Consider the following 13,954-nt stretch of genomic DNA (forward strand, 5'->3'; position numbering starts at 1 on the left):
TTTGATTTTCAGAAGGAGCCTTTCCTGTGACGTACGATTCTCTTATCTCCGTAGACCAACTGATTGCCGAGCGCCAGGAATCAGCGCCCTTGGTCATACTGGATTGCAGCTTCGATTTGTCTGACCCGGCAGCAGGTCGTAGAGCCTACGAAGCCGGGCATATTCCCGGTGCTTCGTACGTGGACCTGGAGAGCACACTCAGCGGCCCCAAAACGGGCAAGAACGGACGCCACCCGTTGCCCGCCCAAGAGGCATTCGTGCAGGCCATGGCTGCGCTGGGTTTGAATGACGACACGCAGGTGGTTGCATACGACAACGCAGGCAGCATGTATGCCGCGCGCCTCTGGTGGATGCTGCGTTGGGTCGGCCATTCCTCTGCTGCTGTGCTTGATGGCGGCATGGACGCCTGGAAACGTTCCGGACAGGCGCTCAGTGCGGACGTTCCTGCGGTGGCGATCAAAGGCCGTTTCAGCCTGCGTCCTGCGTTGGTTGGCGCGATTGACTACGAGGGCGTGAAGGCGAATCTGGAAACCCGGCAAAAGTTGGTGTTGGATGCCCGTGCGCCTGATCGTTTCCGAGGAGAGAACGAGACGCTGGATCCGATTGGCGGCCACATTCCGGGAGCCAAGAACCGATTGTTTCGCGACAACTTGTCGGCAGATGGGACATTCAAGCCCGCGGCGCAGTTACGCCAGGATTTCGAGACGCTGACGGGCGGTCGGCCGGCGGATCAGGTGATCAGCCAGTGCGGGTCGGGCGTGACGGCCTGTCACAACCTGCTGGCCATGGAGGTGGCCGGCCTGAAGGGCGCCACGCTCTACTCCGGTTCCTGGAGCGAATGGAGCGCCCAGCCGGGAGCCCCCATCGCAACAGGGTCTTAGCCTCAAGCACTAGACTTTCTCCGGAGGCTCAATTTCGGGCGTGCGTTGTTTGTGGCCGTTTGCCGCAGGCGGCTGTCTAATTGGTAAAAATAAGAAGGGTTCTTCGTGACATCTCCCAATGGATTTCTTCCCCATAGCTCCCACTGGGGGTGTTCAGCGCGCAGCTACAGGGTAGCCAAGTGGCCGTGCGTCCCCACCCGGGCGATCCAGATCCCAATCAGATACTTGAAAACTTCACAACCGCGCTACGCCACCAGGTACGCGTGACCACGCCCATGGTGAGGCGAGGATGGCTTGAGCGCGGGCCGGGTCCGGATGCAGCGCGAGGCTCGGACGAGTATGTTTCCATGTCCTGGAGCGATGTCATGGATCGGGTCGCGGCTGAGCTCAAACGCGTTAAGGAAAAGCATGGGGTCGGCGCGATCTTCGGCGGCTCCTACGGGTGGTCAAGCGCCGGGCGCTTTCACCACGCGCAAAGCCAGGTTCACCGCTTTCTAAACACCGCGATGGGTGGTTACGTTCGCTCGGTTAACAGCTATAGCGCAGGTGCCTCTGCCGTTATCTTGCCGCACGTTCTGGGAAGCATGGACGATGTCGCGCGCCGCGCCATCACCTGGGAGCAGATCGTCGAACATACCGATGTAGTGGTGGCCTTCGGCGGAATGGCGTTGAAGAACATGCGGGTAGCCTCCGGTGGTGTCAGCAAGCATGTGGAACGTAACGCCATACGCGATGCCGCCAAGCGGGGCTGCCGTTTTGTTTCGGTGAGTCCGATAAAGAGCGACATGCCCGAGGAGGCCGGGTTTCAGTGGTTACCCATCACACCCGCCTCTGATACGGCCATGATGCTGGCTCTGGTGCACACACTCGTCAGCGAGGGGCTGCACGATAAGGCCTTCATTGACCGTTACTGCGATGGCTGGCAGACCTTCGAAGACTATCTGATGGGGCGCACTGATGGGGTGCCCAAAACAGCTCAATGGGCCTCGCCCCTGTGCGGTATCAATGCCGCAGAAATTCAGGCGCTGGCACGTTCGATGCACGGCAAGCGAACACTTGTGGTGCTGTCTCATTCGCTGCAACGCGCCGAGCACGGCGAGCAACCTATCTGGGCAGGCGTGGCGCTGGCCGCAGCGCTGGGGCAGTTGGGCCTGCCGGGTGGCGGCTATGCTTATGCCATGGGTACCATGGCGCATTACGGCAGGCGCACCAATGCCGTTCCCACAGCCGCCCTGCCGCAGGGTAGCAACGGGGTGAAGGCGTTCATACCGGTGGCGCGCATCACAGACATGTTGCTCAAACCGGTGAACACTTTGACTACGACGGCCAACGCTATACCTACCCCCACATCAAACTTGCCTACTGGGCGGGTGGCAATCCTTTCCACCACCATCAGGATCTTGCTCGCCTGGCTGAGGGCTTCCGAACCCTCGATACTTTCATCGTCCACGAGATCGCCTGGACCGCCACCGCCCGCCACGCGGACATCGTGCTGCCATGCACCATGACTCTGGAGCGCGAGGATATCGGGGCTACCCCGACCGATCCACTCATGGTGGCCATGCACCGCATCGCCGAGCCGCACGGCCTGGCACGCGACGACTACGACATCTTCGCTGATCTGGCTGAGCGCCTGGGCCAGAGAGAGGCTTTCACAGAAGGGCGTACCACCCGGCAGTGGCTGGCTCATTTGTACGAGCGCACCCGTCAGGCACTGGAAGAAAAAGGTCTGGAGGCACCCAGCTTTGATGAGTTCTGGGCGCGTGGCGAAATGACGCTACCCCAAGGTCCAGATAACGGGGGCATCGTGAGGGCTTTCCGTGAGGACCCGGAGGGCGCCCCCTACCTACACCCAGCGGCAAGGCCCAGATCAGTTCGCCCACGGTCGCCGCATTTGGATATGCGGATTGCCCGGGTCACCCCGCCTGGCTACCAGCAAAAGAAACTCCGAACGCTCAATACCCGCTTTGGCTGATTGCCAATCAGCCGGCGAGCCGACTCCATAGCCAGCTGGATTACGGTGCACACAGCCAGTCCACCAAGCGGCGTCAGCGGGAAGTCTGTACCCTGCACCCGCAAGCGGCCGCGGCGCGAGGTATCTCGGAAGGCGATGTGGTTCGCTTGTTCAATGACCGTGGCGCTTGCCTGGCATCGGCCCATCTCTCGCCAGACATGCGAGCCGATGTCGTGCGTTTACCCACAGGAGCGTGGTACGACCCCATCATTGATGAGCAAGGGGGCACGCTCTGCGTTCATGGCAACCCTAATGTGCTTACCCAAGATGTCGGAACATCGTCATTGGCGCAAGGCTGCTCGGGGCAACTGAGCATTGTCCAGATTGAAAAATACACGGGAAGCCTGCCACCTATCAGGGCGTTCGAGCAACCCGGGCAGCAGATCGCCTGATTACCGGCTGCAGAGGAGGCGTTTCTCGTAGGTTGGCGCTGAGCGCAGCGAAGCCCAACATGGGGCGTGGAATGAGAAGCGCCGTCTGTTGGGCTTCGCTGCGCTCAGCGCCAACCTACAGCGGCACGGAGACGAACTACGCTGCGGGCGCCACCGAGGCACCGTGAATACCATGCCGGGCGAGCGCGTTCGCCACGAAGCTGCTGGCCTTGCACTCTTCGACGAAATCGGTAAGGACCTTGGCTGCAGCTTCGCCCCGGCTCGCCGGGCTTCCCATCGCCTGCTGAATCACCATGAACCGCCCGGGCAGCAGTCGCAGGCCTCCCAGGCGCTGCGCGTCACTCTCCAGTTGCTGCTTCACTCCCGCCGCGACATCCGCATCTTCGGCCAGAAAAGCCGGCACCACATCGGGCGATGATGGGGCGCGTTCAATGGAAGCTGCCTTGAGTTCACGGGTCAGGTAAAGGTCATAGGCGCTACCTTTGCCCACCATCACGCGAGTGCCGCTGCGATCGACTTCCTCGTTGCTTTGCAACAAAGAGTCGTCGCGAACCAGATAGGCCCCTTCGATCAGCACATAAGGCCCGGTGAACCGGATGCCTTCGCCCCTCAATGGGTCGATGGCGAAGAAGCCGATGTCTGCTTTTTCAGTCTTGACGGCTTCCACAGACTTGCTTGCGGTGTCGAAAATAAGCAATTCCAAAGGCACGCCAAGCCGCTCTGCGAAAGCATTCGCAAGGTCCACGGACACGCCGCCAACCTCTCCTGTGACGGTGTCTTTCTTGGCAAGAATCGGGTTCCCCAGATTGATGGAGGCGTGCAGAACACCGGTTGGTGCGAAAGCGTTGACGATGTCGGGAGCTAAGTTCATAAGTCAGCCTGTCTAGTGAAGACGGAGCGGTGAAGGGGTTGACGGGTGGAACTGCGGGAGCCAGTCTGATCCAGCAGGGTATCAAGAAATGTCTGGCCGACCGGGGGAAGGGTTCGCCCGATCCGGGTAATGATGCCAATCTGCCGGTTGACCTGTGGACGTGTGAGCGGCACCGTTGCCAAACCATCCATGCGAATCAGATCAAGCGCCATCAGCGGCAGCGCTGTAATACCCAGGCCTGCCCTCACCAGCGCGCCGCAGGCAGAAATGCTCGGGTATTCCAGCGCCGGAGATACAGAAAATCGCAGAAGGGCCGCGTCCGTGATGGGGCGGATACTGCTGCTGGCCTGGGAGGCCAGATAGGGGCGCGTGGCGAAGATCGACCATGGCACGGAATCTCTCGTCGCCAGGACATCGTCGCGCTGGCAGACAAGGACGAGAGGGTCGTTCATCAGATGGCGGTAGCGTACCCTCCTGTCGGGCGCGGGCCGCACACTCAGGCCAAAATCCGCGCGCCCTTCATCGATCGCCGTGAGCAGGGCGTCGGCCGGAGCCTCCAATAGCGAGAACTCTACTTCGGGATGCTGGCTGCGGTAACTGGCGATCGCCCCTGGGATCAGCGAGGCGCCTATGGAGGGCAGTACCCCTAGTGACACACGCCCCGTGCGCCCCTGCAGAAATTGACCAAGCTCTCCAAAAGAGTTGTCGAATTCACCCAGAATCCGCTGGGCAATCGGGAGCAGTTCCTGCCCAACGGGAGTGATTTTCACATTCCGCGTGTCCCGATCGAACAGGCGGGCTTGCAGTATTTGCTCGGCCTGGCGAATGGTTCGGCTCAACGCAGGTTGGGACACGCCCACGTGCACTGCTGCGGCGCGGAAGCTGCCTGTCGTGACGATTTGCACGAAGGCTTCTAGCTGCTGTAGGGTCAGTTTGGCGCGCATTTGATTGATGCGTTTAAGTTATCACAGATATAGGGCAATGACTATTCCCATATCAATGCAGTGCCCTTAGACTGAGGCTGCCTCAAAGATATGGAGACAAACAACGTGAATGCAGGTGGAGCAGGCGTGCTGAAGGGCGTGCGCGTTCTGGAACTGGGCCAAGTATTGGCTGGTCCGTTCGCGGGGGCGATTTTGGCGGATCTTGGCGCCGAGGTCGTCAAGCTGGAACGCATTGAGGGTGGGGACGATGCACGGCGCATGGGGCCTGAATTTCTGCGCGGCGATTCACTGATTTTTCAGGTGTTCAACCGGGGTAAGCATTCGGTCGCTGTCGATCTGAAGTCCGATGCCGGCAAGGCTGCCTTTGAGCGGCTGGTGTCCGAGGCGGACATCTTTATTCATAACCTTCGGCCAGGCGTGCCTCAGGCGCTCGGTATTGATGGCCCAAGCGTGTGCGCGCGACATCCGCGCCTGATCTATTGCGAAATCTCGGCGTTCGGTCATCTGGGTCCCATGGCTTCGCGTCCCGGTTACGAGCCACTGGTGCAGGCATTCAGTGGGCTTTCCAGCACCAATGGTGGCCCGGACGATCCTCCCATGCGCTCGGGAACTTCGCTGTGCGACCAAGGGGCTGGCATGTGGGTGACTATCGGAGCGCTGGCCATGCTGCAGCGGCGCTCGCATACGGGTCTTGGTGGAGTCCTGCAAACTTCATTGCTCGAGACTGCTTTGGTCTGGAACGGGCAGAAGGCGGACACCTACACCAACCAGGGGTATCTTCCAGAGCGCCACCGCTCAGGGCATCCAGGCTTTGTTCCCTACGAAGCCTTCGAGACAGCCGATGGGCCACTGTTGATTTGCTGCGGTAACGACCGCTTGTTCGCCAAACTGGCCACGGAAATCGGTCGCCCGGAATGGCAGCACGACCAGCGCTTTGCCACGAATCGTGCGCGGCTCTTGAACAAGGCCGCCTTGTTTGAGCAGTTGGAGCCTCTGCTGGTCGCCAAGTCACGCGAGGAATGGATTGCGCGCTTCGAATCTGCAGGAGTTCCCTGCGCGCCGGTTCATACAGTTCCAGAGGCGCTTGCACATCCTCAAGTGCAGGCGCTCGGCATGCTCGCTGCGTTACCAGAAGAGGGCTTTTCTCTCACAGCGCTGCCGCTCACCATTGACGGTGAGCGTCCCTGCCCAACGATTGCCGCGCCAAGCCTTGGAGCTCATAACCAGATACACGGCTTGCCAGCTCTCGAATCATCAAACCCATTGACTAAAACCAAGGAGACTTCATGAAACGCAGACTTACTCTTGCCATGGCTGCCGTGCTCGCAACCTGCGCAGGCCTGAGCGCGCTGCCTGCCGCTGCGCAGCAGTACCCCAGCAAGCCCATCAACATGGTGGTGCCTTTTGGCCCCGGCAGCGGGACTGATCAGTTGGCTCGGTCGGTGGGGCAGTTGCTCAGCGATGAACTGAAGGTGCCGGTGGTGGTGGAAAACAAGGCCGGAGCGAGTGGGTTCCTGGCTGCGCAGTACGTATCGAACGCAGCGCCAGATGGCTACACGATTCTGATCACCACGAACACGACGCACGCTGCCAACGAGCACCTTTTCAAGAAAATTCCGTACGATCCTGTTAAGGGTTTCACGCCTGTGGGCACGCTTTCCAGCGGCCAGATGCTTTTGGTGGTTCGGCCGGATTCTCCCTATAAATCGCTGAACGATCTGCTCGCTGCGGCCAAGAAAGACCCCGGCAAGCTGAACTTTGGCAGCGGGTCTTCGTCGAGCCGTGTGGCGAGCGAACTGCTCAAGCAAATGGCCCAGGTAGACGCGGTCAACGTCCCTTACAAGAGCAATCCGTTGGCCATCACAGACCTGATCGGTGGTCAGCTCGATTTCATGTTTGCCGATTCGTCCGCTGCGCTGCCTCAGGTGCAAGGTGGCAAGCTGCGCGCACTGGCGGCGAGCGGCTCCAAGCGGCTTGCGGCCACGCCGGATGTACCGACCGTGGCCGAAGCCGGCGTCAAGGGCTACACCATGACCTACTGGACCGCCATCTATCTCCCGCCTGCCGCGCCGCCAGCCATCGTGAACAGATTGAGCCAGGCTTTGAACAAGGTCATGGAATTGCCCGCTTCCAAGGCATTTCAGGACAAGGTGAGCGGCGACGTGTTCATCACCTCGCCCGAGGGGCTAGCAAAATTCCAGGCCGAGGAGTCGAAGAAGTGGGGGCAGGTGATCCGCGCTGCGGGCATACAGCCCGAGTAAGCGTATTTGCCCTCCGTAACAAGCTGCCGGGCCTTGGACGCTGTTCCCTCCAGATCCGGCAGCTTCTTCAGCGTGCGCCAAACCAATAGCTTGGGGTGCTCGGAGGGAACACGAGTGGAAAAGGAACACCCCAATTGGAGTGGGCGATGAGTGACGTGAAAGACAAAGTGATTCGGATTGGTGGAGCCTCGGGCTTCTGGGGCGACTCGAGCGTGGGTGCTCCGCAACTGGTGCAAAGCGGCCAGATTGATTACCTGGTGTTTGACTATCTGGCTGAACTCACCATGTCCATTCTGGCCGGCGCACGCCTAAAAAAGCCCGAACTGGGCTATGCGACCGACTTCGTGACGGTGGCCATGCGGAGTGTGCTGAAAGATGTGGCGGCCAAGGGCATCCGTGTTGTCAGCAACGCAGGCGGGGTCAACCCCGAGGGCTGCGCCCAGGCGTTGCGCGCGTTGGCAGCAGAACAGGGGGTGGCGGTCAAAATTGCCGTGGTGACAGGCGACGATGTGATGCCGCTGATTCCCGAGTTGCGGTCGGCCGAGCCGCCAGTGCGGGAGTTGCAAAGCGGCGCGCCACTGCCCGCCAAGGTGCTGACAGCCAACGCTTACCTGGGTGCGCTGCCGATCAAGGCTGCGCTGGACGCAGGTGCGCAGATCGTCGTTACCGGACGGTGCGTCGACTCAGCGGTCACGCTGGGCACGCTGATGCACGCGTTCAATTGGTCCGCCAACGACTTCGATCGCCTATCCGGTGGTAGCTTGGCCGGTCACATTCTTGAGTGCGGATGCCAGGCGACAGGCGGCCTGCATACCGACTGGCGAGACGTGCCTGACTGGGCGCATATGGGCTATCCCATTGTCGAGTGCTCCGCAGACGGCAGTTTCGTGGTGACCAAGCCTTCTGGCACGGGCGGCCTCATCGCGCCCCAGTGCGTGGCCGAGCAACTCCTTTATGAAATCCACGATCCTGCCACTTACCTGCTGCCAGATGTGATCTGTGATTGGCGCGATGTACGCATCGAGCCGGCAGGCTTCGAACGCGTTCGAGTGTCCGGCGCACGTGGCCGTGCACCAACCGGGTCTTACAAGGTGAGCAGCACCTATGTGAATGGTTTCAAGACATCAGCGCAACTCACCGTTGTCGGGTTTGAAGCCGCCGCGAAGGCTCGCCGTACGGGAGAGGCGATTTTTGAACGCGTGGGGGACTTGCTGCAAGCGCGTGGCCTGCCACCGCTCAGCGCGTCGAACATTGAAGTACTGGGTTCAGAAAGTGGTTACGGCCCTCATGCCGCCCCGGGTTTGAACCAGGCTCGCGAAGCCATATTGCGCATCACGGCCTGTCACCCCGACAAGGCCGCTCTCGAACTGTTGGCGCGCGAGGTGGCGCCCGCAGGCACTTCGTGGGCGCCTGGCACCACCGGCGCCGGGGGACGGGCGTCGGTCTCGCCTTCCATTCGTCAGTACGCTTTCCTGCTCGCAAAGCAGCGCCTTCAACCTAAGGTGGATCTTGACGGGCAAGCGATTTCTGTCCCCGAGCAAAACGGAGACGTTGCCCAGGCGCAGGCACCCGTGGCGTCGCAGCCTCCTGCTGCTGCAGGGCCGACCGATGCACCGCAAGGCTGGATTGATGTGCCCTTGATCCGCCTGGCCTGGGCGCGTTCCGGTGACAAGGGTGATACATCCAACATCGGCATCATCGCGCGTCGTCCGGAGTGGCTGCCTTTGCTTCGGTCTGAGGTGACCGAAGCAAGCGTTGCACAATACTTGCAGCATTTGGTGCGTGGACCGGTGACTCGATACGAGGTGCCGGGTATCCATGCATTCAATTTCGTATGTGAGCAGGCGCTGGGTGGCGGAGGCATGGCCTCGTTGCGCAACGACCCGCTGGGCAAAGGCATGGGGCAGATCTTGCTCAGTATGCCGGTGCGAGTGCCGGCTCACTGGTTCGACTGAACACAACCAAGGAGATAGCTTGTGCAACAGGCAAACATTCCTCTTTTGAGTCGACGTGCCTTGGTCATGGCCTCGGCCATGATCGCAGGCGGCGTGTATGCGCAAGCGAGCGCGAAGCCGATTCGCATCATCGTTTCTTTCGCTGCGGGCAGCGCCAACGATTTGATGGCGCGTGATCTCGCACGCTACATGAGTGAGATCTTGAATCAGCCGGTGATCGTCGAAAACAAGCCTGGCGCGGGCGGTATGGTGGGCACTGATTACGTCGCCAAGTCAGCGCCAGACGGGTTGACCATTGGTCTCGGGACCAGCTCGCAACTGGTCATGAACGTAGGTCTCTACAAATCGCTGCCGTTCGACATCGAAAAAGACCTGCGCACGGTGGGACTGGTTGCCCGCACGAACATGGTTCTCGCTGGTAAGGCCGGAGGGCCCAAGACCCTCAAGGCGCTTATCGCGGAAGCGAAAGCTCGGCCCGGTCAACTCAGCTTTGGCTCGGCCGGCATGGGCTCGATCAGCCACATTGTCGGAGAGGCATTTGCCAGAGCTGCCGACATCAAGCTCAATCACGTGGCCTACAAGGGAAACGGCCCCGCGATGGCCGATCTGGCAGGTGGGCATATTGATCTGGTTTTCGATGGTTTGGTCACATCACAGCCAGTTGCCAGGCAGGGCCGTGTGCACATGCTGGCCATCTCTGGTGCGAAGCGCGACCCGATCGCGCCAGACTTGCCCACGTTTTCGGAACAGGGGTTGGCAACCTATGAAGCCTATACGTGGAACTGCCTGATTGCCCCGGCGCAAACGCCAGCATCCACCATTGCGCGGATCAATGGCGCACTCAACAAAGCGCTTGCGGTGCCAGATATGAACAAGAGGCTCGTCGAGCAACTGGGCGCGCAGCCGCTCGGTCCGACCACACCCGCGCAGGCAGATACATTCACGCGGCGCGAGCGTGAGCGTTGGGTGCCATTCATTCGCAGTCTGAAGCTGGAGCTGAGTTGAAGCATGGGTAAATCATTTCCTGCAGGTCAACGCGTCGTCGTGACCGAATATGGCGAGAGCCCCGAAGAGGCGCTGGATCGATTCGTTCATCTGGAGGCTCAACCGGCTCCCGACCCAGCTGAGCTGAAGCCGCATGAGGTGCTCGTCGCAGTCAAGAGCGTTGCCATTGCATGGGTGGACTTGCTCATGACCAGCGGCCAATATCAGCACATGGCCAAGCCGCCGTACACGCCTGGCATGGAATACACCGGTGAAGTGCTCGCCGTGGGTGCCGGCGTAAACTCGGCGCAATGCGCGGTAGGCGACCGCGTACTCGCCGACATGATGAAAGTCGGCCCTCGATCCCACGGAGACTATCAATCGGTAGGCGGCTTGGCCAACTACGTGGTGATACCGGCCGACAGCTTGTTCAAACTTCCCGCGCATTTGTCTTTCGATGAAGGTGCGGCGCTGCTGCAGGCTTACGAGACCGCCTATCACTGTCTCATCGTGCGCGGTCAGGTGCAGCGCGGCGAAACCGTGCTGATCAACGGAGCATCGGGCCTGACGGGGCTGGCGGCGGTGCAGGTGGCCAAACTGCTGGGCGCCACTGTGATCGCGACCGGCCGCTCGGATCGGAAACTCGCCCTCGTCAAGGAGCACGGAGCCGACTATGCCGTGAACATCTGCGCGGACGACGGCAGCCTGCGCGAGTTCCGGGACGACGTAAAGGCTCTTACCGAAGGGCGCGGCGTCGATGTGGTGTATGACGCCGTAGGGGGTCAGGTATCGAATGAGAGCCTGCGCTGCATGTCCTTCGGCGGTCGCTTTCTCATCGTCGGCTGGACCTCCACGCCAAATGTGGCACGCGGCAAGGGTTTGCGAGGGGCGCCCAACGTCAATATGCTACCCACCAACATCATCCAGATGAAAAGCCTGAGCGTGTTGGGTTGTCCGTCGGCGATTGCGGTGAGCAAGGATCCGTCTATTCGGCAGTCCAGGCTTGACCTCATTTTCCAATGGGCCGAAGAAGGAAAGATCCGTCCCTTTGTCTCGCACACCTATCCAATCGCGGACTACAAGAAAGCGCTGCTCGCTCGCTGGAAGGGTGAAGTGACCGGAGGCTGTGTGGTGCACCCGTAACGAGCGTATTTGCGGCCAGCCTTTCCTCGGGGGGGATTACCCGAATCGGGGTGGAACCGGGGGGCGCTGAATGGCATTATGGTGGTAAACCCCGTCGGGACAGGCGGGGGACAGAGATGTTGACCGGCATGCACATGCACATGCACATGCACATGCGCGTGCGCGTGCCGTGGCTTGGTTTCCCTGACAACATGAGGAGATACCCGATGCAGACCCTGTCCAACATTCGAATAGGCCGCCGAGCCGTTGTAATGGCTTCCGCCATGCTCGCTGCCGGCGTGCGGGCACAAACAAACGCCAAGCCAATTCGCATCATTGTTTCCTTCGCGCCCGGCAGTGGCAATGATCTCACGGCGCGTGATCTCGCTCGCTACATGGGCGATCTCTTGCATCAGCCTGTGATCGTTGAAAACAGGCCCGGGGCGGGCGGATCGATCGGCACCGAAGCCGTGGCCAAGGCCGCCCCAGATGGTCTGACCATTGGTCTTGGCACCAGTTCGCAGCTGGTGATGAACGTCGGCCTCTATAAATCGCTCCCCTTCGATGTCGACAAGGATCTGCGCATCATCGGCCTGGTCACTCGAACGAATATGGTGCTGGCCGGCAAGTCGGGCGGTCCCAAGACCCTCAAGGCATTGATCGCCGAAGCCAAAGCCAGGCCGGGCCAGGTCACCTATGGCTCCGGCGGCCTCGGCTCCATCAGCCATATTGTGGGCGAGGCTTTCGCCAGGGCGGCAGGCATCAAGCTGAATCATGTGCCCTACAAGGGTAACGGTCCGGCCATGGCTGATCTGGCGGGCGGCCATGTGGACCTGGTATTCGACGGCCTTGTCACATCTCAGCCAATGGCCACTCAAGGCCGTGTGCAAATACTGGCGATGTCAGGCGCGCGGCGCAATCCGTCCGCGCCCGAGTTGGCCACCTTTGCAGAGCAGGGCTTGAAAGACTACGAAGCCTACACCTGGAACTGCCTGATGGCGCCTGCGCAGACCCCGACGGAAGCCGTCGAGCGAATCAATCAGGCACTCAACAAGGCATTGGAATTGCCGGAACTACGCGATAAGCTGGTGAAGCAGAATGGTTCCGAAATTCTGGCACCCAGCACGCCTGCCCAGGCAGATGACTTCGGTCGGCGCGAGCGCGATCGCTGGGTACCCTTCATTCGAAGCTTGAAGTTGGAGGTGGGTTGAGGTGGGACCTGAGTAGCCGTCGTTATTGGTCAGGCCCATGGATGTATCCTTGATTGATGCGGTTGAAAATACTGTAGGAGCGGTTTTAGAGGATGTCGCAAAATGGCCTCGCTCTTCTTTCCTCTCTCCCCGGGAGAGGGGCAGGGTGAGGGCAGCGGCGCATGATCTGCGTCTGGCGTTGTTTTGTGGCTTGCACGGTGAACAGAAACGCTCTGGCACTGCAAACCGCATCGGCCCTAAATGTGGTCTCCCCACGGCTGCGGCTCATAGCTTCGCATGGCTTGTTCCACGTCGGCGCGCGTCAGGGTCGGTGCGAACATCTCTATGAAGTCATACGCGTAGCCTCGTAGCCATGCACCTCGCCGCAAGCCCAGCCGAGTGGTGTTCAGCTGGAACAGGTGGCGTGCGTCGAGCATTCGCAGCAGGCGGTCTCGCTCCGGGTCGAACGCGATGGCGGCTATGATGCCGACGCCCATGCCAAGCTCAACGTAAGTCTTGATCACATCGGCATCCATGGCGGTTAGCACGATGCGAGGCATAAGGCCTGCCCGTTGAAAGGCATCGTCGATGTGCGAGCGGCCCGTATATCCCTGATCGTACGTAATGATGGGGTGCTCGGTCAGAGCTTGCAGAGTCAAGGGCTGGGGAGCTGACAGCAGCGGGTGGTTCTCAGGCAGGATCACGCTGTGCGACCATCTGTAGCAAGGCAGCGTCAACAGGCTTTCGTGGTTGGTCAAAGCCTCGGTGGCCACGCCTATGTCCGCCTCGCCCGACATCAGCATGGCCGCCACCTGCCGGGGTGAACCCTGGTGCAGATGCAACGCCACATCAGGATAGCGAGCGCGAAAGTCTCTAACGACGAGCGGCAGGGCGTAGCGCGCTTGCGAATGCGTGGCGGCGATCGAAAGCTGCCCTTCCATGCTCGAACTGAAATCGTCACCCACTCGCTTCAGGTTCTCGGATTCCAGCAACAGGCGCTCGACCACTGGGAGCAATGCGGCGCCCGGAGGTGTCAGGCCTGTGAGGCGTTTTCCCGCTCGAACGAAGATTTCGATACCGAGTTCGTCTTCCAGCTCTCGAATCTGCCGGCTGACACCCGGTTGCGATGTATGAAGCGCATCGGCGACATCTGTCAGGTTGAAGCCGCAACGAACGGCTTCGCGCACGGATCGCAATTGCTGGAAATTCATGGTGGTTGATGCACTCTGGCAGCATCTGCTGCAAACGCGCGCATCATGTACCTTGCAGGGCCACCAGCCAACTACATTCTTTTTGTTTGCTTATGTTTGAATAACGTGTTGGGAGTCATGTCGGAGGAG

The 13,954-nt window shown here is 60.5% G+C and carries 10 protein-coding genes and 1 pseudogene; 8 read left to right on the forward strand and 3 right to left on the reverse strand.

The genetic code is table 11. From position 1 onward, the window contains the following. The first annotated feature begins 26 nt into the window (after positions 1 to 26). Positions 27 to 881: a sulfurtransferase gene (locus AAAK34_RS07595; RefSeq protein ID WP_231698234.1), complete on the forward strand. Its 855-nt coding sequence runs from the start codon at positions 27 to 29 to the stop codon at positions 879 to 881. Between the two features lie 105 nt (positions 882 to 986). Continuing rightward, positions 987 to 3,287 (forward strand): annotated as a pseudogene (locus AAAK34_RS07600) (molybdopterin-dependent oxidoreductase). 136 nt (positions 3,288 to 3,423) lie between these two features. Here the strand turns inward: AAAK34_RS07600 and AAAK34_RS07605 are convergent. Further along, positions 3,424 to 4,158, reverse strand: coding sequence for an ABC transporter substrate-binding protein (locus AAAK34_RS07605; protein ID WP_231698235.1), 735 nt, complete (start codon positions 4,156 to 4,158; stop codon positions 3,424 to 3,426). Then, a complete protein-coding gene (locus AAAK34_RS07610; protein WP_231698236.1) occupies positions 4,155 to 5,102 on the reverse strand; it encodes a LysR family transcriptional regulator in 948 nt (315 codons plus the stop codon). Before AAAK34_RS07610 ends, AAAK34_RS07605 begins: the two co-directional genes overlap by 4 nt. Before the next feature lie 90 nt (positions 5,103 to 5,192). Between AAAK34_RS07610 and AAAK34_RS07615 the strand changes: the two genes are divergently transcribed. The 6 genes from AAAK34_RS07615 to AAAK34_RS07640 all read left to right on the forward strand — a co-directional run bounded on the left by AAAK34_RS07615 (position 5,193) and on the right by AAAK34_RS07640 (position 12,635). Then, a complete protein-coding gene (locus tag AAAK34_RS07615; RefSeq protein WP_431777908.1) occupies positions 5,193 to 6,392 on the forward strand; it encodes a CaiB/BaiF CoA transferase family protein in 1,200 nt (399 codons plus the stop codon). Beyond that, positions 6,389 to 7,363 (forward strand): tripartite tricarboxylate transporter substrate binding protein, encoded by a 975-nt coding sequence (locus tag AAAK34_RS07620; protein ID WP_231698238.1) that lies wholly within the window; start codon positions 6,389 to 6,391, stop codon positions 7,361 to 7,363. The genes AAAK34_RS07615 and AAAK34_RS07620 overlap by 4 nt, the downstream gene beginning before the upstream one ends. Before the next feature lie 146 nt (positions 7,364 to 7,509). Then, positions 7,510 to 9,318 (forward strand): acyclic terpene utilization AtuA family protein, encoded by a 1,809-nt coding sequence (locus AAAK34_RS07625; RefSeq protein ID WP_231698239.1) that lies wholly within the window; start codon positions 7,510 to 7,512, stop codon positions 9,316 to 9,318. Between the two features lie 21 nt (positions 9,319 to 9,339). Next, the gene (locus tag AAAK34_RS07630; protein ID WP_231698240.1) at positions 9,340 to 10,323 is read left to right on the forward strand and encodes a tripartite tricarboxylate transporter substrate binding protein; all 984 of its coding nucleotides are present in this window, start codon (positions 9,340 to 9,342) and stop codon (positions 10,321 to 10,323) included. A 3-nt stretch (positions 10,324 to 10,326) separates the two neighbouring features. Next, the gene (locus AAAK34_RS07635; RefSeq protein ID WP_231698241.1) at positions 10,327 to 11,445 is read left to right on the forward strand and encodes an NADPH:quinone oxidoreductase family protein; all 1,119 of its coding nucleotides are present in this window, start codon (positions 10,327 to 10,329) and stop codon (positions 11,443 to 11,445) included. Positions 11,446 to 11,651: 206 nt separating this feature from the next. After that, complete coding sequence (locus AAAK34_RS07640; RefSeq protein WP_431777909.1) at positions 11,652 to 12,635, forward strand: Bug family tripartite tricarboxylate transporter substrate binding protein; 984 nt, start codon at positions 11,652 to 11,654, stop codon at positions 12,633 to 12,635. A 236-nt stretch (positions 12,636 to 12,871) separates the two neighbouring features. On the opposite strand, the gene AAAK34_RS07645 is transcribed toward AAAK34_RS07640, so the two are convergent. Further along, on the reverse strand, positions 12,872 to 13,825 hold the full coding sequence (locus tag AAAK34_RS07645; RefSeq protein ID WP_231698243.1) for a CysB family HTH-type transcriptional regulator: 954 nt from the start codon (positions 13,823 to 13,825) through the stop codon (positions 12,872 to 12,874). Positions 13,826 to 13,954: the final 129 nt, after the last annotated feature.

This window comes from Ottowia caeni (assembly GCF_050821495.1).
Taxonomy (GTDB): Bacteria; Pseudomonadota; Gammaproteobacteria; order Burkholderiales; family Burkholderiaceae_C; genus Ottowia; species Ottowia caeni.